The organism is Finegoldia dalianensis (assembly GCF_046255015.1).
Lineage (GTDB): Bacteria > Bacillota > Clostridia > Tissierellales > Peptoniphilaceae > Finegoldia > Finegoldia magna.
In genome coordinates, this window is sequence record NZ_JBDLBQ010000001.1 from 206513 (window position 1) to 231484 (window position 24972).

At 29.7% G+C, this 24972-nt stretch carries 26 protein-coding genes and 1 pseudogene; all 27 read right to left on the reverse strand.

Annotated features, from left to right (window positions below; translation table 11 throughout):
• Positions 1 to 27: 27 nt before the first annotated feature.
• Positions 28 to 1119, reverse strand: a complete 1092-nt coding sequence (gene recA, locus ABDJ34_RS01165; RefSeq protein ID WP_412701098.1) for a recombinase RecA — start codon at positions 1117 to 1119, stop codon at positions 28 to 30.
• A 67-nt stretch (positions 1120 to 1186) separates the two neighbouring features.
• Complete coding sequence (gene pgsA, locus ABDJ34_RS01170; RefSeq protein ID WP_412701099.1) at positions 1187 to 1723, reverse strand: CDP-diacylglycerol--glycerol-3-phosphate 3-phosphatidyltransferase; 537 nt, start codon at positions 1721 to 1723, stop codon at positions 1187 to 1189.
• 1 nt (position 1724) lies between these two features.
• Positions 1725 to 3947 carry a DNA translocase FtsK gene (locus tag ABDJ34_RS01175; RefSeq protein WP_412701100.1) on the reverse strand — a complete coding sequence of 741 codons (2223 nt, stop codon included), beginning with the start codon at positions 3945 to 3947 and terminating at the stop codon, positions 1725 to 1727.
• A gap of 2 nt (positions 3948 to 3949) precedes the next feature.
• Positions 3950 to 4381 carry a dUTP diphosphatase gene (dut, locus tag ABDJ34_RS01180; RefSeq protein WP_094223464.1) on the reverse strand — a complete coding sequence of 144 codons (432 nt, stop codon included), beginning with the start codon at positions 4379 to 4381 and terminating at the stop codon, positions 3950 to 3952.
• Between the two features lie 50 nt (positions 4382 to 4431).
• A complete protein-coding gene (locus tag ABDJ34_RS01185; RefSeq protein ID WP_412701101.1) occupies positions 4432 to 6576 on the reverse strand; it encodes a polyribonucleotide nucleotidyltransferase in 2145 nt (714 codons plus the stop codon).
• Positions 6577 to 6622: 46 nt separating this feature from the next.
• Positions 6623 to 6889 (reverse strand): 30S ribosomal protein S15, encoded by a 267-nt coding sequence (gene rpsO, locus ABDJ34_RS01190; protein ID WP_002838220.1) that lies wholly within the window; start codon positions 6887 to 6889, stop codon positions 6623 to 6625.
• An 80-nt stretch (positions 6890 to 6969) separates the two neighbouring features.
• Positions 6970 to 7896, reverse strand: a complete 927-nt coding sequence (locus ABDJ34_RS01195; RefSeq protein ID WP_412701102.1) for a bifunctional riboflavin kinase/FAD synthetase — start codon at positions 7894 to 7896, stop codon at positions 6970 to 6972.
• Positions 7887 to 8750 carry a tRNA pseudouridine(55) synthase TruB gene (gene truB, locus ABDJ34_RS01200; protein WP_412701103.1) on the reverse strand — a complete coding sequence of 288 codons (864 nt, stop codon included), beginning with the start codon at positions 8748 to 8750 and terminating at the stop codon, positions 7887 to 7889. Before truB ends, ABDJ34_RS01195 begins: the two co-directional genes overlap by 10 nt.
• Positions 8734 to 9702 carry a DHH family phosphoesterase gene (locus tag ABDJ34_RS01205; protein WP_412701104.1) on the reverse strand — a complete coding sequence of 323 codons (969 nt, stop codon included), beginning with the start codon at positions 9700 to 9702 and terminating at the stop codon, positions 8734 to 8736. The genes truB and ABDJ34_RS01205 overlap by 17 nt, the downstream gene beginning before the upstream one ends.
• Complete coding sequence (gene rbfA / locus ABDJ34_RS01210; RefSeq protein WP_094208602.1) at positions 9692 to 10057, reverse strand: 30S ribosome-binding factor RbfA; 366 nt, start codon at positions 10055 to 10057, stop codon at positions 9692 to 9694. The genes ABDJ34_RS01205 and rbfA overlap by 11 nt, the downstream gene beginning before the upstream one ends.
• Positions 10058 to 10064: 7 nt before the next feature.
• The gene (infB, locus tag ABDJ34_RS01215; RefSeq protein ID WP_394371397.1) at positions 10065 to 11804 is read right to left on the reverse strand and encodes a translation initiation factor IF-2; all 1740 of its coding nucleotides are present in this window, start codon (positions 11802 to 11804) and stop codon (positions 10065 to 10067) included.
• A 423-nt stretch (positions 11805 to 12227) separates the two neighbouring features.
• A pseudogene (locus tag ABDJ34_RS01220) lies at positions 12228 to 12356 on the reverse strand (translation initiation factor IF-2 N-terminal domain-containing protein); the annotation flags it as partial.
• 18 nt (positions 12357 to 12374) lie between these two features.
• Complete coding sequence (gene rnpM / locus ABDJ34_RS01225; RefSeq protein ID WP_353317173.1) at positions 12375 to 12638, reverse strand: RNase P modulator RnpM; 264 nt, start codon at positions 12636 to 12638, stop codon at positions 12375 to 12377.
• A 25-nt stretch (positions 12639 to 12663) separates the two neighbouring features.
• The gene (gene nusA, locus ABDJ34_RS01230) at positions 12664 to 13938 is read right to left on the reverse strand and encodes a transcription termination factor NusA (RefSeq protein WP_412701105.1); all 1275 of its coding nucleotides are present in this window, start codon (positions 13936 to 13938) and stop codon (positions 12664 to 12666) included.
• A 9-nt stretch (positions 13939 to 13947) separates the two neighbouring features.
• Complete coding sequence (locus ABDJ34_RS01235; RefSeq protein WP_002836434.1) at positions 13948 to 14412, reverse strand: ribosome maturation factor RimP; 465 nt, start codon at positions 14410 to 14412, stop codon at positions 13948 to 13950.
• Between the two features lie 106 nt (positions 14413 to 14518).
• Entirely contained in the window at positions 14519 to 14932 is a 414-nt protein-coding gene (locus ABDJ34_RS01240) for a hypothetical protein (protein ID WP_316529322.1), read from the reverse strand.
• Positions 14932 to 15915: a flotillin-like protein FloA gene (floA, locus tag ABDJ34_RS01245; protein ID WP_412701106.1), complete on the reverse strand. Its 984-nt coding sequence runs from the start codon at positions 15913 to 15915 to the stop codon at positions 14932 to 14934. The genes ABDJ34_RS01240 and floA overlap by 1 nt, the downstream gene beginning before the upstream one ends.
• Position 15916: 1 nt before the next feature.
• Positions 15917 to 16534: an NfeD family protein gene (locus ABDJ34_RS01250; RefSeq protein WP_412701107.1), complete on the reverse strand. Its 618-nt coding sequence runs from the start codon at positions 16532 to 16534 to the stop codon at positions 15917 to 15919.
• Between the two features lie 105 nt (positions 16535 to 16639).
• Complete coding sequence (gene rpsU, locus ABDJ34_RS01255) at positions 16640 to 16819, reverse strand: 30S ribosomal protein S21 (RefSeq protein WP_002836438.1); 180 nt, start codon at positions 16817 to 16819, stop codon at positions 16640 to 16642.
• Between the two features lie 94 nt (positions 16820 to 16913).
• On the reverse strand, positions 16914 to 17249 hold the full coding sequence (locus tag ABDJ34_RS01260) for a histidine triad nucleotide-binding protein (protein WP_094203655.1): 336 nt from the start codon (positions 17247 to 17249) through the stop codon (positions 16914 to 16916).
• A gap of 46 nt (positions 17250 to 17295) precedes the next feature.
• Complete coding sequence (gene mtaB / locus ABDJ34_RS01265; RefSeq protein ID WP_412701108.1) at positions 17296 to 18588, reverse strand: tRNA (N(6)-L-threonylcarbamoyladenosine(37)-C(2))-methylthiotransferase MtaB; 1293 nt, start codon at positions 18586 to 18588, stop codon at positions 17296 to 17298.
• Complete coding sequence (locus ABDJ34_RS01270) at positions 18588 to 19313, reverse strand: RsmE family RNA methyltransferase (protein ID WP_412701109.1); 726 nt, start codon at positions 19311 to 19313, stop codon at positions 18588 to 18590. Before ABDJ34_RS01270 ends, mtaB begins: the two co-directional genes overlap by 1 nt.
• Entirely contained in the window at positions 19306 to 20229 is a 924-nt protein-coding gene (prmA, locus tag ABDJ34_RS01275; RefSeq protein WP_412701110.1) for a 50S ribosomal protein L11 methyltransferase, read from the reverse strand. Before prmA ends, ABDJ34_RS01270 begins: the two co-directional genes overlap by 8 nt.
• On the reverse strand, positions 20229 to 21347 hold the full coding sequence (dnaJ, locus tag ABDJ34_RS01280; RefSeq protein WP_412701111.1) for a molecular chaperone DnaJ: 1119 nt from the start codon (positions 21345 to 21347) through the stop codon (positions 20229 to 20231). The genes prmA and dnaJ overlap by 1 nt, the downstream gene beginning before the upstream one ends.
• A 98-nt stretch (positions 21348 to 21445) precedes the next feature.
• Positions 21446 to 23272, reverse strand: a complete 1827-nt coding sequence (gene dnaK / locus ABDJ34_RS01285) for a molecular chaperone DnaK (protein WP_412701112.1) — start codon at positions 23270 to 23272, stop codon at positions 21446 to 21448.
• 42 nt (positions 23273 to 23314) lie between these two features.
• Positions 23315 to 23875, reverse strand: coding sequence for a nucleotide exchange factor GrpE (locus ABDJ34_RS01290; protein ID WP_412701113.1), 561 nt, complete (start codon positions 23873 to 23875; stop codon positions 23315 to 23317).
• Entirely contained in the window at positions 23865 to 24911 is a 1047-nt protein-coding gene (gene hrcA / locus ABDJ34_RS01295) for a heat-inducible transcriptional repressor HrcA (RefSeq protein ID WP_094205693.1), read from the reverse strand. The genes ABDJ34_RS01290 and hrcA overlap by 11 nt, the downstream gene beginning before the upstream one ends.
• Between the last annotated feature and the right edge of the window lie 61 nt (positions 24912 to 24972).

Genomic DNA, 24972 nt, shown 5'->3' on the forward strand with positions numbered 1-24972 from the left:
AGAAATAATGGGCAAGTAATACTTGCCCTAGTCTAATTCATCCTCACTTATTTCGTTATTCGATTTGTCTTTTATATCATCGTTATTTTCTTTTTTGATAGCCTCCGAATCCTCTTTTGATCTTAATCCATAAAATTCATAAGTTTTATCGATAATTTCTTCAAGTATTTTTGGGTTTTCTTCTAAAAATACTTTGGAGTTTTCTCTACCTTGACCTAATTTTTCATCTTCATAACTGTACCAAGCACCTGCTTTTTTTACAACTTTGCAGTCAGTGGCTAAGTCTAATATTGTACCTATTTTAGAAATACCTTCTCCGTACATAATGTCGAATTCTACTTGTTTAAATGGAGGTGCTACTTTGTTTTTGACGATTTTAACTTTAGTACGATTTCCAACAATATCGTCACCTTTTCTAATAGCTTCTCCTCTTCTAATTTCAATTCTAACTGAAGAATAGAATTTTAAAGCTCTACCACCCGTTGTAACTTCTGGATTACCAAACATTATTCCAACTTTTTCTCTAAGTTGGTTAATGAAAATAACTGTACAATTGCTCTTGGAAATAACACCTGTTAATTTACGTAAAGCTTGAGACATTAGTCTTGCTTGTAGACCAACATGGCTGTCTCCCATATTTCCTTCTATTTCAGCTCTTGGAACTAGTGCTGCAACAGAGTCAATGATAATAATATCTACAGCAGAACTTCTTACAAGAGAATCACATATTCCTAAAGCTTGTTCACCTGTATCTGGTTGTGAAATGATAAGATTGTCTGTATCTACACCTAAGTTTTTAGCATAAATTGCGTCTAATGCGTGTTCAGCATCGATAAAAGCTGCAGTACCACCCATCTTTTGTGCTTCAGCAACTACATGGAGTGCCAAAGTTGTTTTACCAGAAGATTCAGGTCCATAAATCTCAATAACTCTACCTCTTGGTAAGCCACCTATTCCTAAGGCAACATCCAAATTTATAGCTCCAGTAGGAATAGCTTCGATATCTTTTTGAACATGATCTCCGAGTTTCATTATAGAGCCTTTTCCAAATTGTTTTTCAATGCTTGCAAAAGCTTCTCTTAAAGCTTGATCTTTTTCAGATCCATTAGCAAAATCCATGACTACCTCCTAAAAATTAAACAGAACATAAGTTCTTGTGTTTATTATACCACAAACCAAAAAATAATTATATATTTTTTAAATCTAATACATTAACATTCTTAAAAATATAATCACATAAGCTGATTACAGTTAATACAATCGATATATAATATAGGTACATATCTAAAGCAAACCCTAATTTATCCGCAGTATTAATTAAAATTAAAACAATAGCGATAAATTGTGTCATAGTTTTTGATTTTCCCCAATAACTTGCTGCTAATGTAACTCCATTAGATGCAGCTAATATTCTGAAACCGCTAATAGTAAGTTCTCTTAATACAACTATAACCACGCTCCATGCAGGAACTTTTCCTAGTTGTACTAGGACAATTAATGCACTGCAACTCAACATTTTGTCTGCTAATGGATCCATAAACTTTCCAAATGTAGTAACTAAATTTTTCCTTCTAGCGAGTTGACCATCAATAAAATCTGTTATTGCAGAGATTATAAATATTAACGCAGGTATATAATTGTCTGTTTTGAATATCAGTAATGATGCTACAAAAAATGGTATTAAAATTACTCTTAATGTTGTGAACTTATTTGCAATATTCATATCAATCACGTCTTTCTAAATAATCTTTAGGTATTAAAATTTTTCTAGGCTTGCTTCCCTCACTAGGACCAACAATACCTTTTTCTTCCATTTGATCTATAATTCTTCCCGCTCTAGCATATCCTATTTTTAATTTTCTTTGTAATAGAGAAATTGATGCAGAATCTTCTTTCAAAATCATTTCTACAGCATCTGTAAATAGAATATCTGTATCGTCATCTTCAAGATCTATACTTTCTGATTTATCTATGTCTTCTATGATTTCTTCTTTATAATTAGTTTCATTTTTATTTATTAAAAATTTAACCACATTGTCTACTTCTTCATCAGAAATAAAAGCGCCTTGAACTCTACTAGGTTTTGCCATTGATGATGGGAAAAATAACATATCCCCTCTTCCTATAAGCTTTTCTGCACCAGATTGATCTAAAATAGTCCTAGAATCTATTTGGCTACTAACAGCAAAAGAAATTCTAGACGGTACATTTGCTTTTATTGTACCAGTAATTACATCCACTGTTGGTCTCTGAGTTGCAATGATTAAATGGATACCACATGCCCTTGCCATTTGAGCTAGTCTACAAATAGCATCTTCAACATCATTTGCTGAGACCATCATTAAATCACTTAACTCATCTATTATAATAACAATATAAGGTAGTTTTTCAAGTTCATCATTTTTATTTTTCTTATTGTAAGCTTTGATATCTCGAACATGATTCTCTGAAAATATTTGGTATCTTCTTTCCATCTCTCTTACAGCCCAATTTAAAGCGGCACTTGCTTTTTTTGGATCCGTAACAACTGGAATAGCAAGATGTGGGATATTGTTATATATGCTCAATTCTACAACTTTTGGATCAATCAATATAAGTTTTACATCATTTGGATTTGACTTATACAAAATACTCATTATTATGGTATTGATGCAAACAGATTTACCACTACCAGTAGCTCCTGCTATAAGTAGGTGTGGCATCTTATCAACAGAAGTTACAATACATTTCCCAGAAATATCTTTTCCTAAAGCTATTGGCATCATTGATTTTTCTTTTACAAAATTATCAGACATTAAAATCTCTTTTAACATTACAGAATTTTTAACGTCATTTTCTACTTCAATTCCTACTACAGATTTACCGGGAATTGGAGCTTGTATTCTAATTCCACTAGTAGCCAATGAAAGTGATAAGTCATCTGCCAGATTAACTATCCTTGAAACTTTGACGCCTGCTTTAGGCTCTAATTCGTAGCAAGTAACAGTAGGACCTCTATCAATCTGAACAACAGTCGCATCTATTGAAAAGTTTTTTAGAGTTTCTTCAATCATCTTTGCTTTCTGTAATACAGAATCATCATTATCCTCCGCATATTCCGCATTTTTCAAAAGTTCTAATGGAGGAAAAGTATAATTACTTTGTCCAGAGAATTCACCAAAGTCTATAACAGATAGTTGTTCTCCAGATTCTTTTTCATTCGATTTATAATCGTTGAGTTTTGGTTTTGGAGGTTCATATTCTATAGATTTATTTAAATCAGACTTTTCTTTAATAGGATTTTTAGAAATTCTTTCTTTTATAGGTTTATTTTGCTTAATCTCGTGTGATTTTTCGATACTTTTATTTTTTTTGTTCTTTTTATTTTTTGTTTTTATATCTATAAATGTCTTTTTAACAAAAGTAAAAAATTCTTGAAATAACTCTTTTAAAGTTAAATTCATTATTGCAGATATAAAAAACAAAGAACAAAAAACGAGTGCAACATATAAACCTATGTAGCCTATAGCAATGTTTAATATTGATGCTATAATAGCTCCAATTACTCCAATACCACTGTAGTCATTTGCTAAATTTAAATTCAAATCAATCCTTTGATTAATATTAAGATTTGGATAGTTTGATATACTAATTAAACTCATTACGAAAATTGAAGAAACAGCCAATATATAAGTAATTTTTCTTAGTTTATTTCCATGGTTTATATCAGATATCGTCGATATTGTATACAGTATACCTAATGATATAAAAACGTATGAAAAGATGCCAAAAGTATTAAAGTATATATTTTTTACAATAATTCCCAAAACACCAACTCTGCTACTAGCCATAAAAATAAGTGAAATAATTAACACTAATATAATTATTAATTTTGTCGAAGATTTAGCATTTTTTTTGCTATTAGATTTTGATTGAGTTTTGTTTCGTGATTTAGTATTTCTAGCCATAATTAGTAGCCTGTATGGCCAAATCCGCCATCATTTCTATCTGTTTCATCTAGTACTTCAACTTCCTCAAATTGAATATTTTCGTATTTTTGAAGTATCATTTGACAAATTCTATCCCCAGATGAAATTGTATATTCCTCATTCGACAAATTGACTACAGGAATTTTTAATTCTCCTCTGTAATCACTGTCTATAGTACCAACACAATTTATCAGAGTTATTCCATGTTTAATACTCAAACCACTTCTTGGTCTGATTTGAACCTCATAACCTTCTGGAATCGCAATATATATTCCAGTAGGTACAAGAGTTCTTTCAAGTGGTTTTAAAGTTATATCATTTTCAGTATAAGCTCTCAAATCCATACCACTAGACCCAATTGTTGAATATTTTGGTAGAGGGTTATTAGATTTATTAATTATTTTAACTTTCATAATGTCCCCTTTCAAAAATATAGTTGAGTAATATATTACTCAACTATTAATTATTTATCTTCTATATTTTTATCTTCAGATTTTTTATCAAAATTCTTCTTTTCTTTTCTTTCTGGTTTTGGTAAAAGAGCTTTTCTGGACAGTGTCATCTTACCTTGTTCATCTATATCCATAAGCTTTACCATTATTTCATCGTTTTCTTTTAAAACATCTTCAACTTTATTAGTTCTTTCATGTGCTATATTAGATATGTGAAGAAGACCTTCTTTTCCAGGTAATATTTCAACAAAAGCACCAAAATTCATAATCTTAGTAACTCTTCCTAAATATTTTTCACCGACTTCAGGTTCTCTAACTATTTCTTTAATCATATCTATGGCTCTTTGAGCACTTTCAGTGTTTTCACCAGCTACTGTAATTTTACCATCATCTTCGGTATCAATTTTCACGCCAGTCTCATCAATAATTTTGTTTATGACTTTTCCACCTGGTCCAATAACTTCTCTTACTTTTTCAGGTGCAATATTAATTACCATAATTCTAGGAGCATACTTTGAAATTTCTTTATTTGGTTCACTTATACATTCGTTCATTAATGATAATATATGAAGTCTACCAACTCTAGCTCTTTCTAAAGCTTCAGTTAATATTTCTTCAGAAATTCCAGTAATTTTAATATCCATTTGCAATGCAGTTATACCATCTTTTGTACCTGCAACTTTAAAATCCATATCTCCTAAGTGATCTTCTAAACCTTGAATATCAGAGAGAATTACAACATTATCATCTTCCTTAATCAATCCCATGGCAATACCTGCAACAGGTTCTTTTATTGGAACACCTGCATTTAATAAACTAAGTGTTGAGCCACAAACAGATGCTTGAGAACTAGAACCGTTAGAACTTAATACTTCAGATACTACTCTTATTGTGTATGGGAATTCTTCTTCTGATGGAATTACAGGTAATAGAGCTCTTTCAGCTAAAGCGCCGTGACCAATTTCACGTCTACCTGGACTTCTTAAAGGTCTTGCATCCCCTACAGAATAAGGTGGGAAGTTGTATTGATGCATATATCTTTTATCTTCTTGTTCAATTAATCCATCTAATACTTGTGCATCAGATGGAGTTCCTAATGTTGTAACAGATAAAACTTGAGTTTGACCCCTTTTAAACAAACCTGAACCATGTGGTCTAGGTAATATATCAACATCACAAGTTATTTCTCTAATTTGATCAAGTTTTCTATTATCAGGTCTGATATGATCTTCTAATATTAAACGTCTTACTTCTGCTTTTTCTAAATCATCATATATAGTAGAAACTTTTGAAGCTATACTTTCATCATATTTTTCAACAAAATGATTCACTACATCTTTTTTAAGAGTATTAATGTGATCTTCTCTATCTAATTTATCTTCATTAACTGTAATTTTCTTTAAATCTTCAATACAGAATGATTTTACTTCTTCATCTAACTCTACATTTTTTTCTGGTTGAACGAATTCTTGTTTTGGTTTTCCGCATTCTTTTTGAATTGATTCAATAAATTCACAAATTTTCTTGATTTCTTCATGTGCTCTAAGAATAGCTTTTAACACTTGTTTTTCAGTAATATTATTACATCCAGCTTCAACCATCATGATAGCATCTTTAGTACCAGCTACAGTTAATTCAAGATCAGACTTATCTCTTTGTTCTTGCGTAGGATTTATAATAAATTCACCATCAATCATTCCTACGGCTACAGAACCAGTAGGTCCTAAGAAAGGAATATCCGAAATGCTCAATGCGATAGATGATCCTATCATAGCTAAAATATCGGGAGTATTATCTTGATCCACAGAAAGTGCAGTAGCTATAACTTGTACATCATTATGATATCCTTCAGGGAATAATGGTCTTAAAGGTCTATCGATTAATCTAGCAGTTAATGTAGCTTTTTCACTAGGTCTACCTTCACGCTTTATAAATCCTCCTGGGATTTTTCCTACAGAATAAAGTTTTTCTTCAAAATCGCATGTTAATGGGAAGAAATCAACTCCCTCACGTGGCTCTTTTGATCCTACAGCAGTAACTAGAAGTACAGTTTCTCCAGATTGAATTAAACATGCTCCATTAGCTTGTTCAGCAACTTTTCCAATCGTAACTTCTATTTTTTTACCGCATAAATCATATTCATATTTTTTTATCATATATTCTCCTTATAAATAAAAAGAGCGGAAAAACCCGCTCTTTCAATTATCTTCTAATGTTTAATCTTTTAATTAAATCACGGTATCTTTCAATGTCTTTATTGCTAAGATAGTTAAGAAGATTTCTTCTTTTACCGATCATTTTGAAAAGACCTCTTCTTGAATGGTGATCATTCTTATGAGACTTTAAATGTTCAGTTAAGTAGTTTATTCTGTAAGTCAATAAAGCTACTTGAACTTCTGGAGAACCAGTGTCTCCTTCTTTTGTTTGGTATTCTTTGATTATTTCTTCTTTGATTTCTTTGTTGTACATAATTTCCTCCATAAATTTAATATTCACCATTACAGCGATATCGTTGAGGTTTCGAATATCAATGTAACAGTAGTACTTATTTATATTATCATATAATCTTGTAAATGTAAATCTAAATCTTGGTTTTTTGCAAAATTATAATCGCTTTTTAATTTATTGATAAGTTCAATCTCAGAATTAAATTTTACATTATCTCTTATTTTGTTTATGAATACTAATGTCAAAATTTTTCCATACAAATCACCTTTAAAGTCTAAAATATGAGTTTCAATCTTTACATCATGCTCATCGTAGGTTAGATTTTCTCCTACAGAAGTTATGCCTTTGTATATTTTGTTATCATAAATAACATTAGTATAATAAACGCCAGCTGCTGGTATAATATATTGTTTACATTCTAAATTAGCAGTAGGATAACCTAAATTTCTTCCTCTATGTTTACCGTCGACGACAACTCCCTTAATACTAAATGGTCTGTAGAGCATTGAATTAGCATTCTCAACGTCTCCACTCATTAAAAATTTACGAATTGTTGTCGATCTAATAGGGACACTTTTAATAAATTGGTCATCTATAGTGTAGAGCTTATAATTAAAAACTTTTTGAAAATCTTCTAAAGTAGATACATTACCAGATGCATTAATTCCGAATTTGAAATCTTTGCCCACAACTAAATTTTTGAAATTAGTATGCTCTTTCACATAATTTAAAAACTCTTCAGGCTTAAGGGATAAAAAAGCTTTATCAAATGACTTGATTAAGCAGTAATCTACATTCATTCTTTTTAATATATTTATTTTATCATCCGTTGTTAATATGTTTTTAAACTTATCGTATTTTAAAACTTCTGAAGTATGTGACTTGAATATAATAACCCCTGATTTACCTAAGCTAACACATTTATTTATAAGTTTTTGATGTGCTAAATGTAATCCGTCAAAATTTCCTAAAGTAATAGCATCAATATTAATTTTTACATTATCTTTGTCTAAATCAATTATTTGCATATGTCAAATACCTTATTCATTTTTAAAATATTATCTTCAATACTGCCGATTCCAATAAATTTATTCTTACAAACTACTTTGATATTATCAATGTTTTTGTGGTTGATGTTCACTTTAACACCATTGGTAATTTTTTTATATAAATTATCATCAAGTTTTATAGATTTCATTTCTGTTAAACTTTCGTAGACTGAAAATGATACATCGTCAATATTACATTTTCTAAGCGATTCTATTTTTATTGAATCTTTTATATCAAAACCACCAGAATTTACTCTGATAAGTGATTTCATGTATGCTAATCTATCTAATTTTTTGGCAATATCTTCTATTAAAACTCTAATATACGTTCCCTTAGAACATCTAATTTTGATTATACATGAATTTTCTAGAAGATGTAATGGTTTAATATTATAAATTGTAATTTTTCTAGATTTCCTCTTAATTTCTTTATTTTCTCTTGCGTATTCATAAAGTTTTTTTCCATTTACTTTAACCGCGGAATACATCGGAGGTATTTGTTCAATGGTTTTACCATTTAAATCATCTAAAATTTGTTTTAATTTTTCTTTATCGTATGTTTTATCAGAAAAACCTGTGACATCACCAGACAAATCAAGAGTATCTGTACTTGTACCAAAAACCATTTCAAATATATATGTTTTACCATATTGCATTAGATATTCTGTTATTTTAGTTCCTTTTCCAACGCCTAATAACAAAACTCCAGTAGCATCAGGATCTAGAGTACCAGCGTGTCCAATCTTTTTAGTTTTTAAAATTCCTTTACATATAGAAACAACATCTTGAGATGTATATCCTTTTTCCTTAAAAACATTAATTACGCAATCCATATCTATCAATTTCTTCTTTTATTTTATTTAACACTGCGTCATAAACACCGGTAATTCTTGTGGCAGCAGCATTCTTATGACCGCCTCCACCAAGATTTTTGGCAATTAATCCTACATCAATATTACCTTTGCTTCTAAAACTTACCTTGAACTCATTTTCAGTTTGTTGTTTAACCAATACTGATATTTTGATTTTGTCAGTATCTCTGAAAGTATTAATTACACTGTCAATATCTGAAACTTCAACATTATACTTATTTAATTGATCTGTCATTACAAAACCAATTGCAACATAATCATTATAAATTTCAGTCTTGGATAAAACTTCATTTTCTAAAAGTTGTGCTTCAAATTTTTTTGATTGATAAATTAATTCATTGATTTTCATCATGTCTGCACCATATTCAACTAATTTAGAAGCTTTAGCTAATGTATCAGCAGTTGTAGCAGAATATAAAAATCTTCCAGTATCAGTTGAAATTCCTGTTAAAAGTGACATGGAAATTTCTTTATCAATTGGTAGATTAATTTCATTTATTAAATCAAATACTAATTCGCAAGTTGAACTATAACCTTTTTTTACTATGTTAACGTCACCGTAAAACTCATTACTTTGATGATGGTCAATATTTATTCTGTATTTTGCTTTGTTAAATAACTCATCAATCTTACCTAATCTCTCATAATTAGCACAATCTAGACAAATTATCATATTAATATTAATATCTGTATTATCTGATAACAAATCCAAATTAGGAAGAAATTTTAAATTTTCAGGAATTTTGTCAAACTCAATTGGATATACCTTTTTCCCTAAATTTAGTAAACTTTTTGATAAAGCAGTTAATGAGCCTAAGTTATCACCATCTGGGTCTAAGTGAGAAATTAGAGCAATTGAATTTGCATCCTTCAATTGCTCTTTAAATTTCAAGATTTCATTATTAATCTTCATTATAATTTTCCTCGTGAATTGATTTTATTAGATTTTCAATATGCATACTTTTTTCACTAGTTTCATCAATTTTGAAAATCAGTTGTGGTACATGTCTTAAATCTACACTTTCACCAATTTGTTTTTTTAAGAATCCTTTTGCTTTATTCAATCCTTCAAGAGTTTGTTTTTTCTTTTCATCATCGCCTATTACCGCAATATATACTGTAGCAAAACTCAAATCATTTGTTACTTTTACGTCTGTAACAGAAACATTTAGTTTGTCAATCCTAGGATCTTTTAGTGAATTAATTATAGAACTTGAAATAACTTTTTTGATTTCTGATGAAATTCTTCTTACTCTTTTAATATTCATAATTCTCCTATCTTTGTACTTCGTTTAGCACGTATGCTTCCAGTACATCTCCTGGCTTAATGTCATTATAATTTTCTAGGCCCATACCGCCCTCATATCCTTGAGTCAATTCTTTAACATCGTCTTTATATCTCTTCAATGAAGAAATAGGACCTTCGAAAATTAATATTTCATCTCTCAACAAACGAACCACAGCATTTCTAGTTACTTTTCCTGTATTAACATATACTCCGGCAACAGTACCTACTCCTGGAACTTTGAAAGTATCTCTAACTGTAGCTCTCCCTAAAACTTCTTCTTGATATTGTGGTTTTAACATACCAGTAATTGCATTTTTTACATCCTCTATAGCATCATATATAACTCTATAAGTTCTTATTTCTATAGATTCATTTTTTGCCATATCCAAAGCCACTTGAGTTGGTCTTACGTTAAAACCAATGATTATAGCACTTGATGCAGATGCTAAGTTAACATCAGATTCAGTAATACCACCGACAGCACCGTGAATTATATTAACTTTTACTTCATCATTGCTTAATTTTATTAATGATTGTTTAATAGCGTCAATTGTACCTTTAACATCAGTTTTTATTATAATATTAAGATCTTTAGTTTCTCCGTCTGAAATTTTTCCAAATAACTCGTCTAAGTTCACGTTTGAAGAAGACTTGATTTGTTCTTCACGGTTATGGTCTTTTATTTTTTGAGCATAATTTCTAGCTTCTTTTTCATCTTTGACAGCGTATATCATATCGCCAGCTTCAGGTACTTCGTTTAAACCTAAAATCAATACCGGTGTTGAAGGACCTGCTTTTTTAACTTGCTTTCCTTGATCATTAAACATAGCTCTGATACGACCACTTGCTTGTCCACTAAATACCATATCCGAATGTTTTAGAGTACCTTTTTGCACTAAAATTGTAGCAGTTGGACCTCTTCCCTTGTCTAACTGAGCTTCAATTACAGTACCTACAGCAAGTCTATTTGGATTAGCTTTTAGTTCTTCCATTTCCGCGACCATTAAAATCATTTCAAGTAATTCATCAATACCTTCACCTGTTCTAGCAGAAACTGGAACTAAAACTGTATCTCCACCCCAGTCTTCAGGTACCAATCCATTTTCAGCTAATTCAGTTTTTACTCTTTCTATATTAGCATTTTCTTTATCTATTTTATTAACAGCGACAATTATTGGAACGCCTGCGGCTTTTGAGTGATTTATAGCTTCTACTGTTTGAGGCATTACACCATCATCTGCAGCAACTACCAATATTGAAACATCTGTTACTTGTGCTCCTCTACTTCTCATTGCTGTAAAAGCTTCGTGACCTGGTGTATCTAAAAATACTATTTTTTTGTCGTTAACTCTAATAGTATACGCACCAATATGTTGTGTAATCCCTCCGGCTTCTCTACCAGCTACTCTAGAATTTCTAATTCTGTCAAGTATAGATGTTTTACCATGGTCAACGTGTCCCATTACAGTGATGACAGGTGGTCTTTCTTTTAAATCCTCATCCTTATCTTCAAAATCTAGGTTAAACACGTCATCGTCATCAAAATCTTCGACTTCATCTTGTTCAACGATAACATTGAATTCACCAGCCACTAAACTAGCAGTATCAAAATCAATTTCTTGGTTTTGATTTGCCATTATACCTAATTCCATTAGTTTCATTATTAATTCACTAATAGATACACTTATTTTCTCAGATAAATCTTTTACTGTAATTGTAGGTTGAATAATAAATTTCTTAGGTTCTTTTGGCTCATTCTTGATGACTTCTTCTTTTTTATTTTTATTATTTCTATTATTCTTGTTATTTGTATTATTTTTATTTTTGTTAGAATTTTTATTTTTGTTATTTTTAAAATTCTTATTCTTTTTCTTATCTTTAGAATCATGCTTTTCATTCATTTCAGATTTGTTTTTATGTTTTATCTTATCGAAATGAGATACAGATTCATCATCATTATTTCTTGGATGTTTTGGTTTAAATCTTTTTTTAGAATTATCATCTTGTTTATTAGCTTCAGTATGCGATTTACTTTCCACGTTTTCTTTTGAAATTTTATTTACATCTTGTCTATTTTCTTTTTTTGAATTACTGTTCTTTTGATTATTTTGAACTTTTTTTGGTTTTTCATAAAAAGATTTAACTTTTGATATTTGGTCTTTATCTAATGTTGACATGTGACTTTTAACTTCTATTTTGTTTTCTTTTAATTTGTTCATTAAGTCTTTTGTTGAAACATTCAATTGTTTTGCCAATTCATATACTCTTATCTTTTCCATACAAAGACCTCCTTTTGATTAATCTTCTACATGGTTAATTAACTCCTCATATATAAGTGCGTCTACATCTGTTTTTAAAACCTGATTTAGTCTTCTGTTTTTCTTTGCCTTGTTTATACATTTTAAATCCTTGCATAAATAAGCCCCTCTGCCATTTTTCTTATTTGTCAAATCTACAGAAACTCCGTCTTCTTTATTAAAAACAACTCTTATTAGTTCTTGCTTTGGTTTATTTTCACCACAAACAACACATTTTCTTAAAGGAATTTTTTTAGTTTTCATTTAATACTCCAAAACTTAAATACATTTAATTTTCAGAATCTTCTGCAATTTCGGCGTTTTCAGATTCTAAAGAATTATCTTCTTCAGTATCCTCAATATCTTCAATTTCTTCTATATCATCTGATTCATGATATTTAATTTTATCAAAAATTTTTTCTTTATCTTCATCTCTAACTTCAATACCATTAGATTCTAGAAAATCTACTTCTCCATCGAATTCAACAGACAAGCTACCATCTTCATAAGATTCTAAGTATTGGTTAAGTCCTTTGATGTCTATTTTCCAGTTCGTTAACTTAGCTGCAAGTCTAGCGTTTTGTCCTTCTTTTCCGATAGCTAAAGATAATTGATCTTCTGAAACAATTACACGGCATATTTTTTGAGCTTCGTCAATGAATGTAGCTATAACTTCAGATGGACTTAAACTATTAGATATGAAAGTATTAATATCTTTTGACCAAATAACAATATCAAGTTTTTCGCCATTCAACTCATCCACAATAGACTTAACTCTGGTTCCACTGAAACCTACACATGAGCCAACTGGATCAACATTTTCATCATTACTGAATACCGCGATCTTAGTTCTTGAGCCAGGTTCCCTTGCAACGCTAAAAATCTCAACAGTTCCATCATTTATTTCCGGAACTTCTAATTCAAATAATCTTTTTATTAGAGAATTATCTGTCCTTGATAATATTATTTGAGCTCCTTTTGTAGTGTTTTTAACCTCTTTAATAAAAAGTTTTAATCTTTTGTTTGGAGTATATTCTTCAGATTTTATTTGTTCTGAAACTGGTATTATACCTTCTACTCTACCCAAATCTATATAGACAATCCCACGTTCAACACGTTGAACTGTTCCAGTGATTATTTCTTTTTCTCTGTCAATAAATTCGTTATAAATATTATCACGTTCTGCATCTTTTAGTTTTTGAATAACAATATTTCTAGCAGTTTGAGCAGCTATTCTTCCGAAGTTTTTAGGTGTTATTTCAATTTTCACTTTATCACCTAAATCGTATTTACGTTTAATAGTCTTAGCTTCTTCTAAACTTATTTCAGTATTTTTGTCTTCAACATTTTCAACAACAGTTTTGATTGCATATAAATTCACCTTACCGTTGTCTCTATTTATGTTAACTTCTACAGAACTTTCTTCGTTTTCATGGTCTTGATAATCAAAATTTTTCTCATAGCTTTTAATCAATGCTTTTTCTAAAGCATCGAAAACAACTTCTCTTGGTATTTTTTTTGATTTTTCTAATTCATCAAGAGCCTTTATAAAATCATTGTTCATATATTACTATCAATCGAATAAAGAAAGCTTAATCGATGATATATTACTCCTTTCAATTTTAATTTGATTTTTTTCTAATTCTAAAGATATTTCTTGATCATTAAAATCTTTTAAAATACCTTTGAACTCTTTCTTACTATCTAATTTTTGATATAAATTTACTATTACAACATTCCCTAAATTTTTTTTGAAATCTTTATCTCTAGTAAATGGTGTAGTTATATCTACTGATGCAATTTCTAAATAATAGGGATCTGAAATAGGATCTATTTCGTCCAGTTTGTCAGTTATTCTATTATTTATTAACTCACAATCATCAATTGATATTAGACCTTCATCCTTTTCAATGTAAAAAGTCAAAATATTTTTTCCATTTTGATTTGAATATTCTACATCATAAAAGTCGATTCCAGTATCTTCAATTAAAGGGCTGAGGTCATTATTCATAAGTTCCCTAAGATATTTCTTATTCATATATCTCCTTTTCGTAAATTATTTAAATAAATAAGAGTGGGATTCCCCACTCTTAGCCACAATTTATTCTAAACTAATTGTATCATAATTAATCATAATAATCAAACTATCTTCTATTTCTTAAAGACAAAGGCTTATCAATTATTTCTTTCATAATGATAGCTTTTTTCAATTCATCTTTATGTTTAAATTCATCATTAATCTCAACTCTAATCAATTCTAATTCGTCGTTTTTTTCTTCGAAAAAATCTTTATCAATTAATTTTTGATTTTCTTTTCTTTTATTTGTTTGCTCAAAATTATTGATATTATTTTGATTGTATTGAGAATTGTTTGATTTATTATAAGATAATTTGGTATTTGATTTATCTTTTCTTAAATCTTCTAATGTCTTTTTCTTGCGATAATCCTTACGGTTAAAGTTTTTTTGGTAACGTCTCGAACTACTTATGTGAATAAAATAATTAGCAAAAAACTTTACAACTATTATCGTAATTACAAGAGATAGAAAAGAAAACATTACTTATCATCCTCTTTTATTTTTTCGCTATTTCCTGAGATAGCTTGTCTCATCTCAGTATCACTTATAATATTTTTCATATTATAATAATCTAAGACTCCCAAATTACCAGATTCTAAAGCTTTAGCGATAGCTAGTGGAACCTTTGATTCACTTTCAACTACTTTTGCTCTCATTGAACGAATTTCTGCTATCATTTCTTGTTCTTTTGCAACAGCCATAGCTCTTCTTTCTTCTGCTTTTGCTTGAGCAATTCGTTTGTCCGCCTCTGCTTGATCTGTTTGTAGTTTCGCTCCAATATTTCTTCCTACATCGACATCTGCTATATCAATAGAAAGTATTTCAAATGCAGTTCCTGAATCCAATCCTTTGTTCAATACAGTTTTTGAGATTGAATCTGGATTTTCAAGAACAGATGTATGAGATTCTGATGAACCTACAGTAGTAACGATGCCTTCACCAACTCTAGCTATTATAGTTTCTTCTCCGGCACCACCAATTAATCTTTCAATATTGGCCCTAACAGTAACCTTAGCTTTAACAATGACTTCAATACCGTTCATTGCTACTGCTGCAATGTTTGGAGTTTCAATTACTTTTGGGTTAACAGAAACTTGTACTGCTTCTAAAACATTTCTACCAGCTAAATCAATAGCTGCTGCTCTCTCAAATTCTAACTCAATATCCGCTCTTTGTGCAGCGATTAATGCATTTACTAAAGTATTTACATTACCACCTGCTAGATAATGCGCTTCAAGTTGATTAGTAGTTAGATTTAATCCTGCTTTTGTTGCCTTTATAAGTGGATTTATAATGTTTTTAGGAATAACTCTACGTAATCTCATACCTATTAATTGTGAGATTTTAACGTGGACTCCTGAAAACTGAGCAGTAACCCATAAACCTACAGGAACTAACGAAAAGAATACTAATAGCAATATAACTATTAATATAGGTAATAAAAATGGAATTTCAAATGGCATTTTACACTCTCCTTACTATAATTTTAAAATCTTTTATTTCACTAACAACAACTTCGCACCCTTTCGGAATAAAATCTCCCCTAGTAATAGCGTCAATATAATCGCCATCTATTTCGATTTTGCCGCTCGGCCTCAAAGGTGTTATAGTAATTCCTTTTTTGTTCAAGTATTTTTTTGATGACTGAGTAAATGATTTTGAGTTAGTTTCCTTTAAAACAAATTTATTGAATTTACTTGAGTCAAAATCTTTACTTAAAAATACTAATATAAACAAAACATCAATTGTTATGGCAATAACTACTGTTAAAAACGCTAGGTACAGATTATTAATAATCATGCTTATACCTACAATTATTGATAAGACACCCACAATTCCAGCAATAAAACCACCTGGAACTATTAGTTCTAATCCAACGAATAAGAGCCCTATTAAAAATACCAATATCCCTACTATGTTGATATCACCGTGATTATAATAAGACAAAATAAATAGAACAGAAAAAACAGCAGTTAGAACACCGTATTTAATCTTCTTGTTTGATAACATAAGCAGTGTGATACAAATAAATGTTACTGCTAAAAAAATCATACTTAAAATATGATTAGAAAATATATCCATAGAAAACGATAACACCTCCTAAATATCTTTATAACACAATTATACACTAAAAAAAGCAATAAAAAAAGATTCCTATAAGGAATCTTTCATTAAATATCAATTTCATTAGAAATTTCTTTTTTTTCTTTTAGCTGCTTCAGATTTTTTCTTTTTCTTTACGCTAGGCTTTTCATAATGTTCTCTTTTTCTATATTCAGATAAAACTCCAGATCTAGCACATTGTCTTTTAAATCTTTTTATAGCATTATCTAATGATTCGTTTTCTCCTACTTTAATTTCTGACATGGTTTCCCTCCCCTCTTTATTGCAAGAATGCTCACAAAAGAGCAGAATTTATACCAAAATAGTATAACACAATTCTAATAAAATAACAATATTTTTATGGCCAGCTAAGTTTTTTCTTACCTAACACGTGAAAATGCATGTGATGTACTGTTTGTCCACCATCTTCTCCACAGTTATTTACTATTCTATAGCCAGACTTATCAATATCGAACTCTTTTGCTAGTTTTGCAATTACTTCAAATATATGAGCAACTATTTGTGAATTTGATTCATCAATATCATTAGCACCAGAAATATGTTCTTTAGGTATAACTAAAAAATGTACTGGAGTAACAGGATTGATGTCGTGAAAAGCGTATACCAAATCATCCTCATATATTTTTTTAGAAGGTATTTCTCCATTAACTATTTTACAAAATACACAGTCCATGACTCGCCTCCGGTGATATTATACCAAAAAATATTTAAATTTTCAATTATTCACACACAAGTTCTTCATTTTCTCTTCTATTACATATGACGTCTATTATTTTATTTGAAAGATTTGGATTATATTCTCTTTTTACTCTTATATAATTTGTTGTATATCCTTTAATGTAGCCATCATCATTTTTCGATTCGAACAATACTTTTATTGGTTGATTTAACATATTATCTAAAAATTTATCTGTATAGTATTTTGATTTTTCTATTAGTAGTTTACTTCTCTCTTTTTTTACAACTCCAGATACTTGATTTTTCATTTTACTTGCTACGGTGCCTTTTCTGTTAGAATATTTAAACACATGTATTTTTGAAAATTGAATCTTATCAACAAAGTTTAATGTTTTTTCAAAGTCTTCATCAGTTTCTCCAGGAAAACCAACTATTATATCTGTAGTAATTGCAGCATTTGGGTAATATTCTCTTATTAAATTGATAGTTTTTTCATATAAATCTGTATCGTATTTTCTATTCATAGATTGAAGTATTGAATCAGAACCGCTTTGCAAAGATAAATGAAAATGATCACAAAATTGTTCTACTTTACTTAATCTATCTAAAAATTGCTTGTCGACAATTCTTGGTTCTAATGAACTCAATCTTATTCTCTTTATTTTATCAATTTGTCCGATATCTTCTATTACATCAATTAAACCAATATCTTCATTTTCTAAGTCTTTTCCGTATGAAGCTACATGGATACCTGTCAGTACAATTTCTTTGAAACCATTATCTGCTAATCTTTTTGCTTCTAAAACAATATCTCTAATATTTCTAGAACGTATAGGTCCTCTCGCGTAAGGAATTATACAGTACGAACAAAATTGACTACAACCTTCTTGAATTTTAATATAAGCTCTTGTCATAGAATGCTCTGTATTTATAGTTAATTCTTCAAATTCTCTATTCTTACCTATATTTTCGACCTTGTTTATAGTTTTATTAGATGATTTTGCTAGTTCACATAGTTCTACGATTTCTTTTCGGTATTTTGTTCCGAGAATTACATTTACACCTTGAATGTTTTCTATTTCATCAGGACTAACTTGAGAGTAACAACCTACAACAGCAATAACTGCATTACTGTTCTCGGATCTAATCTTAGATATTTGTTGTCGACTTTTTCTATCGGACAAATTTGTAACGGTACATGTATTAAGCACAAAAACATCGCAATTATAATCTTCTGTAATCTCATAACCATTTTTCACAAATAATTCAGCCATAGCTTCTGTTTCGTATTGATTAACTTTACAACCTAATGTTGAAAATTTTACTTTTTTCATTATTTTATATCTCCTAATTCATATTGAATAATACTCAAAGCACAAATTGGAGCTGTATCTGCGCGTAAAATTCTGTTTCCCAATGAAACTGATTTAAATCCTTTTGACTTTAAAACATTTAAATTTTCTTCAGATAAGCCGCCTTCTGGGCCAATGAAAATATTTATATCTTTATAATTTGAATTAGTCAACAAAGATTGAATGCTTTCTGTTTCATTTTCATAGAATACTAAACTTAAACTATTATCTTGATTTGATATTTCATTGATATTAAGTAGTCCTTCTATTTCAGGGATAGATGTTCTCTTTGACTGTTTCGATGATTCTAGTGCGATTTTTTCAAATCTATTCTGTTTTTTAATCCACTTTTTTTCATCTAATTTGACAACAGTTCTTTCAGTTTCTACAAATACAATTTTATTTACACCCAATTCAGTGGCTTTTTGAATGATATACTCATTTTTATCTGATTTAAGGATACATTGATATAAAGTAATGTTCAAAGGAGATTCATATTGAACGTCATCTTCATCTATTATTTTACAAATTATTTCATCGGGAGTAATATCTTCAATTTTAGTTACAAAAGTTGTATCTCCAATTACTTGATGAATCAAATCACCTTTAGAAAGTCTTAAAGAATTTTTGATGTGATTATAATCTTCATCTTTTATTATAATTTTATCATCTATCTTATCTTTGGGATTTCGAAAAGTTCTATACATTTTTGAACCTACTTATTACGCTTATCCATTCACCTTTTTCAGATATTTCTACAATTTCAAGGTTGTTTTTTTCTAAAATATTTACAATGTTATCTCTTTGAGAATTGATCAATCCTGAGCATATGAAAATGCCATCTTTTTCTAACGCTTTTGGCAAATCTGGAATTAAAATGTCTAATACGTTCAATAAAATATTAGCTATTACTACATCGTATTTTTTATCAACTTTATCTAGTAGAGAGCCTTCTACAGCTTTGATATTAGATATTTTATTCAGTTCTGCATTATCTAATGTTGCTTCTACAGCTAATGGGTCAATATCTGTAGCAAAAACTTCTTTAGCACCTAATTTTGAAGAAGCTACAGATAGTATTCCTGATCCACAACCAATGTCTAAAACACTCTTATTATCAAGCTGCAGCTGTTGAAGTTGTTCAATACATAAGTTTGTTGTTTCGTGGAGTCCTGTACCAAATGCCATTCCTGGATTAATTTCTAACACGGTGAGATCTGTTTCATCTATTTCAATCCAGCTAGGTTTTATAAGAATATTACCAATATAAAATGGTTCGTAATACTTTTTCCATTCATTAGCCCAGTCCATATCATCAATTTCTTTGTTCTTACTAATTTGAACATCTATCTTGTTATTGATAGAGAATTCATTAATTTTTGCTTCAATTTCTTCATAATTTACTTTATCATCTTCGTAAAAAGCTTTAATGATTACATTATCATGTGGTGTAAAATCTTCGTCGTCTATTACCACCCAGTAAGGTTGATCTTTCTTAAAATCTAAAACATCTTGATAATCATCTATTTGTAAATTTTCTATTCCTAAATCGTATAGTATAGAACTTATGATTTCGTCATATCCTTTTGGACATTTAATATCAAAGCTTAGCCATTTTTCCATTATTCAAACATATCCTTTATTTTATCAAATATTGATTTCTTTTCATTTACATTTAATTCTTGATTCATACTTTCTGAAAATTCAATCAATTTTTCTTTTTGAGCTTTATTTATTTTTTTAGGAACAATGATCTTAACAGTAAATAATATGTCTCCTCTTGTATTAGAATTTAAATATGGAACTCCCTTTGATTTAAGTTTAAATGTTGTATTTGGTTGAGTTCCTTCTGGAAGTTCAAATTCTTCTATGCCATCTAAAGTTGGAACTTCAATTTTTGAACCAAGTACAGCCTGAGCATATGTGATAGGCATATCAAAAACAATATCATTATTAATTCTTCTGAAAAATTCATGTTCTCTAATCTTTATGATAACATATAAGTCGCCTGGACTACCATTGTTTTCGCCATCATTACCTTCGCCCTTTACACTCATGATAGCTCCATTGTTTATTCCTTTAGGTATAGTAATGTTTATTGTTTTTCTTTGAACTTCGTATCCTTTACCTTTACAATTTTCACATTTTTCATCGATTACATAGCCTTCCCCATGACATTTATCACATTCTGATTGTTGTGTAAAAATTCCAAAAGGTGTTCTTTTAGTATCGTTTATGATACCAGTACCATTACATTTATCGCATTTTCTCTTTTTTGTTCCTGGCTTTGCTCCATCGCCATTACAAACATGACATTTTACCTTTTTCTTATAAGAAATTTCTTTTTTAATACCGTTAATTGAATCTTCAAAATCTATTTCCAGTTCAACTTGAATATTAGAACCTTTTCTAGGGGCATTTGGATTTCTAGAATATGATCTAGAACTAAAACCACCAAATATATCACCGAAAAAATCACCAAATATATCACCGATATCTGAAAATCCTCCACCTGATCCTTGATCAAATATTCTATCTCCGTACATATCGTATTTTTTTCTTTTTTCTTTATCACCTAAAACCTCATATGCTCCGTTAATTTCTTTAAATTTATTTTCAGCTCCAGGATCACCACTGTTTATATCTGGATGATATTTTTTCGCTAATTTTCTATATGATTTTTTTATTTCTTCTTGAGTTGCGTTTTCATTAATCTCAAGTATTTCGTACAAATTTTTCATTATTCACCATCCTAATCTACTGACTTATCTATTTTACTAAAAGATACAAAAAAATCAAGGGGTAAGAATTTTACCCCTTTTTTAAGATTTTTTAGCTATTATTTATTTTCGTCGTCATCAACAACTTCATAATCAGCATCTACAACATCATCATCTTTTTTAGATTCTTGTGAAGCTCCTGGTTGTTGAGCTGTGTTTTCATATAGTTTAGAACTTAATTTGTACATTTCTTGAGTTAATTCATCTGTCTTAGCTTTAATATCGTTGTTATCTCCTGAGTCTAGGATTGATTTTAAAGCTTCTACCTTTGAATTGATATCAGATTTTTCGGATTCTGAAACTTTGTCGCCTAAGTCTTTGATTGTCTTTTCAACTTGGTAAATTACAGATTCAGCGTTATTCTTTGTTTCAATAGTTTCTTTTTTGTTTTTATCTTCTTCAGCATACTTACTTGCTTCGTCAACTTTTCTCTTGATTTCTTCATCGCTCATTTTAGTTGAAGAAGTAATTGTCATAGCTTGTTGTTTTCCAGATCCTAAATCTTTAGCACTTACGTTTACAATACCATTCGCATCAATATCAAATGTTACTTCAATTTGAGGTACTCCTCTTGGGGCTGCTGGAATTTCAGTTAAGTTGAATTGTCCTAACAAAGTATTGTCAGCTGCCATTTCTCTTTCGCCTTGTAGCACTTTGATTTCCACGGATGTTTGACCGTCAGCTGCTGTTGTAAATACTTGAGATTTTTTAGTTGGGATTGTAGTGTTTCTTTCGATTAATTTTGTACATACTCCACCTAAAGTTTCGATACCTAATGATAAAGGTGTTACATCAAGTAACAATAAATCTTTTACTTCACCAGTTAATACTCCACCTTGTAATGCTGCACCAATAGCAACACATTCATCTGGGTTAATATCTTTTTGTGGATTTTTTCCTATTAATTTTTTAACAGCTTCTTGAACAGCTGGAATTCTTGTAGAACCACCAACTAATAAAACTTTTTCAATATCGTTGTGACTTAATCCAGCATCTTCTAGTGCTTGTCTTACTGGTTTTAAAGATTCTTCAACCAAGTCTGATGTTAATTCATCAAATTTTGATCTTGTAATATCCATATTTAAATGAACTGGAGTTCCATTTACTGCAGAAATAAATGGTAAGTTAACATTAGTAGAAACTCTTGTAGATAGTTCTTTCTTAGCGTTTTCTGCTGCATCTTTAAGTCTTTGTTTAGAAGTAGCATCTTTTCTCAAATCCACACTATTTTGTTTCATGAATTCATCTGCAAGATAGTTTAATAATTTTTCATCAAAATCATCTCCACCTAGTCTGTTGTTACCACGTGTAGCTAATACTTCGAATACGCCATCTCCAACTTCAAGGATTGAAACGTCGAATGTACCACCACCTAAGTCATAAACCATAACTTTGTGTTGATCAGTTTCTTTATCAATACCATAAGCCAATGCAGCCGCTGTTGGTTCGTTGATTATTCTTTTTACGTTTAAACCAGCAATCTTACCAGCGTTTTTAGTTGCTTGTCTTTGAGAGTCTGTAAAGTAAGCTGGAACAGTAATTACTGCTTCTGTAACTTCTTCTCCTAAATAACTTTCAGTGTCAGCTTTTAATTTTTGCAAAATCATTGCTGAAATTTCTTCTGGAGAATAATCTTTACCATCAATGTTTACTTTGTATTCAGTACCCATTTCTCTTTTAATTGATGTGATTGTTCTGTCTGGATTTGTAATTGCTTGTCTTTTTGCTGTTTCACCAACTAATCTTTCACCATCTTTAGTAAATGCTACAATTGATGGAGTAGTTCTATTACCTTCAGAGTTAGGAACTATAACAGATTCTCCACCTTCCATAACTGCTACTGCTGAATTTGTTGTACCTAAATCAATACCTATTACTTTACTCATTATAAAATCCTCCTTTTAGATTTTTATCTATATTTAAAATTCTTATTTACTAACTTTGACCATTGCAGGTCTGATGCATTTATTATTTAAAATGTATCCTTTTTGGAATACTTCTAATATCATATCTGAACCATTATCACTATCTTCAGTAATAACTGCATGATGATAGTTTGGATCAAATTTGTCTGAACAATCTACTTCTTGCAAGCCAAAATCTTTTAGTGATAATAGAAGGTTGTCTCTAATTAATTCAACACCACTAGAGAACTCATCTTTTTCTTCTTTACTATCAATAGCTCTATCTAAATCATCTATTATAGGTAGAATTTTCAAAATCAAAGACTCGTTGGCTAATTCAATAGACTGTTGTCTTTCTCTATTTGTTCTATTCTTATAATTGATAAAATCCGCTTGTAATCTTTTTAAAGAGTCTTTTAAATCCTCTATTTCAGTATTTACAATTTCATCTTTATCATTATCAACTTCTTCTTTTATTGACTCATTTTCGTTTTTATTTAAATCTTCTTTTTCCAAGTTTTGATCTTCGTTTTTTAACTCTTCAGAAGATTGACTTTGTTTTAAATTTTCTTCATTATCTTTCATAATAATCCCCCCTAATAATTAATCCATTAATTCTTCTAGATAATTTAAACATAGCTTCTATTGAAAGTTCATAATTCATTCTCATAGGAGCAACAATAGCTATAACACCTATGTTATTTTTGTTGAAGAAATAAGAACTCTTGATGATTGTGTTTTCAACAAGTGATTGTTCGTTATTTTCATCTCCCACTTTAATGTCCAAGAAATTATCTGAAGAATTAAGAATATTCACTATTTTATCTTTGTCTTCAAGGTATTCTATTATGCTTTTGACTTTGTCTAAGTCGCTGTATTCACTATACTTGAAAATATTTGATAAACCTTCAACGGATACATACATTGAAGATAACTTATCTCTTTCATTTTCAATAATATCGGTAATTGCACCTTTAAAAAGATCATTATATTTATATTTTGAAGAAAATTCGTCTAAATTATCATAAACTTCATTTAGATTTTTTCCTAAAAAAAGTTTCTTCAATAGAAAATTAATCTTAATTAATTCATTTGGTTCTATGACTTGTTCTGATGAAATCACAGTATGATTTAAATCACCAGAATCATATAACGTTAATAAAACATAATTATATTCGCTAATTGGAAGTAACTCTATGTGAGATAAATGCATCCTATCTGATTTTTTTAACATAGAAATAACTGGATACTGAGTTATCTCAGAAATGAATTGAGAAGAAGATTTAATTAATTTCTCAGGTTCAACAATTCTTTCATAGGGTTTTCTTATAGACATTAACGAAGAGCTAGAATCATCAGTTTTATAAAGTTTGTCTAGAATATAATCCACATACAATCTGAAAGCTTTTTGCGACGGAATTCTTCCTGATGAAATATGAGATTGAACTAAATATCCCAAATCACCTAAGTCGCTCATTTCATTTCTGATAGTTGCTGGACTGAAACCTATATTATAATTCTTTGATAAAACTCGAGACCCTATTGGCTGAGCAGTCTTTATATAATTGTCTATAGTAGCGAGTAAGATATTAAATTTTCTTTGTGTTAAATTTTCATTCAAGACCTCACCTCTTTTTGTTAGCAACCTATTACCTTGAGTGATAATAAAATTATACACTACG

What these genes read in the sequence shown, in the direction of transcription:
- recA (WP_412701098.1), bottom strand. Translation starts at nt 1,119, where the DNA reads ATGGATTTTGCTAATGGATCTGAAAAAGATCAAGCTTTAAGAGAAGCT.
- pgsA (WP_412701099.1), bottom strand. Translation starts at nt 1,723, where the DNA reads ATGAATATTGCAAATAAGTTCACAACATTAAGAGTAATTTTAATACCA.
- ABDJ34_RS01175 (WP_412701100.1), bottom strand. Translation starts at nt 3,947, where the DNA reads ATGGCTAGAAATACTAAATCACGAAACAAAACTCAATCAAAATCTAAT.
- dut (WP_094223464.1), bottom strand. Translation starts at nt 4,381, where the DNA reads ATGAAAGTTAAAATAATTAATAAATCTAATAACCCTCTACCAAAATAT.
- ABDJ34_RS01185 (WP_412701101.1), bottom strand. Translation starts at nt 6,576, where the DNA reads ATGATAAAAAAATATGAATATGATTTATGCGGTAAAAAAATAGAAGTT.
- rpsO (WP_002838220.1), bottom strand. Translation starts at nt 6,889, where the DNA reads ATGTACAACAAAGAAATCAAAGAAGAAATAATCAAAGAATACCAAACA.
- ABDJ34_RS01195 (WP_412701102.1), bottom strand. Translation starts at nt 7,896, where the DNA reads ATGCAAATAATTGATTTAGACAAAGATAATGTAAAAATTAATATTGAT.
- truB (WP_412701103.1), bottom strand. Translation starts at nt 8,750, where the DNA reads ATGGATTGCGTAATTAATGTTTTTAAGGAAAAAGGATATACATCTCAA.
- ABDJ34_RS01205 (WP_412701104.1), bottom strand. Translation starts at nt 9,702, where the DNA reads ATGAAGATTAATAATGAAATCTTGAAATTTAAAGAGCAATTGAAGGAT.
- rbfA (WP_094208602.1), bottom strand. Translation starts at nt 10,057, where the DNA reads ATGAATATTAAAAGAGTAAGAAGAATTTCATCAGAAATCAAAAAAGTT.
- rnpM (WP_353317173.1), bottom strand. Translation starts at nt 12,638, where the DNA reads ATGAAAACTAAAAAAATTCCTTTAAGAAAATGTGTTGTTTGTGGTGAA.
- nusA (WP_412701105.1), bottom strand. Translation starts at nt 13,938, where the DNA reads ATGAACAATGATTTTATAAAGGCTCTTGATGAATTAGAAAAATCAAAA.
- ABDJ34_RS01235 (WP_002836434.1), bottom strand. Translation starts at nt 14,412, where the DNA reads ATGAATAAGAAATATCTTAGGGAACTTATGAATAATGACCTCAGCCCT.
- ABDJ34_RS01240 (WP_316529322.1), bottom strand. Translation starts at nt 14,932, where the DNA reads ATGTTTTCTTTTCTATCTCTTGTAATTACGATAATAGTTGTAAAGTTT.
- floA (WP_412701106.1), bottom strand. Translation starts at nt 15,915, where the DNA reads ATGCCATTTGAAATTCCATTTTTATTACCTATATTAATAGTTATATTG.
- ABDJ34_RS01250 (WP_412701107.1), bottom strand. Translation starts at nt 16,534, where the DNA reads ATGGATATATTTTCTAATCATATTTTAAGTATGATTTTTTTAGCAGTA.
- rpsU (WP_002836438.1), bottom strand. Translation starts at nt 16,819, where the DNA reads ATGTCAGAAATTAAAGTAGGAGAAAACGAATCATTAGATAATGCTATA.
- ABDJ34_RS01260 (WP_094203655.1), bottom strand. Translation starts at nt 17,249, where the DNA reads ATGGACTGTGTATTTTGTAAAATAGTTAATGGAGAAATACCTTCTAAA.
- mtaB (WP_412701108.1), bottom strand. Translation starts at nt 18,588, where the DNA reads ATGAAAAAAGTAAAATTTTCAACATTAGGTTGTAAAGTTAATCAATAC.
- ABDJ34_RS01270 (WP_412701109.1), bottom strand. Translation starts at nt 19,313, where the DNA reads ATGTATAGAACTTTTCGAAATCCCAAAGATAAGATAGATGATAAAATT.
- prmA (WP_412701110.1), bottom strand. Translation starts at nt 20,229, where the DNA reads ATGGAAAAATGGCTAAGCTTTGATATTAAATGTCCAAAAGGATATGAC.
- dnaJ (WP_412701111.1), bottom strand. Translation starts at nt 21,347, where the DNA reads ATGAAAAATTTGTACGAAATACTTGAGATTAATGAAAACGCAACTCAA.
- dnaK (WP_412701112.1), bottom strand. Translation starts at nt 23,272, where the DNA reads ATGAGTAAAGTAATAGGTATTGATTTAGGTACAACAAATTCAGCAGTA.
- ABDJ34_RS01290 (WP_412701113.1), bottom strand. Translation starts at nt 23,875, where the DNA reads ATGAAAGATAATGAAGAAAATTTAAAACAAAGTCAATCTTCTGAAGAG.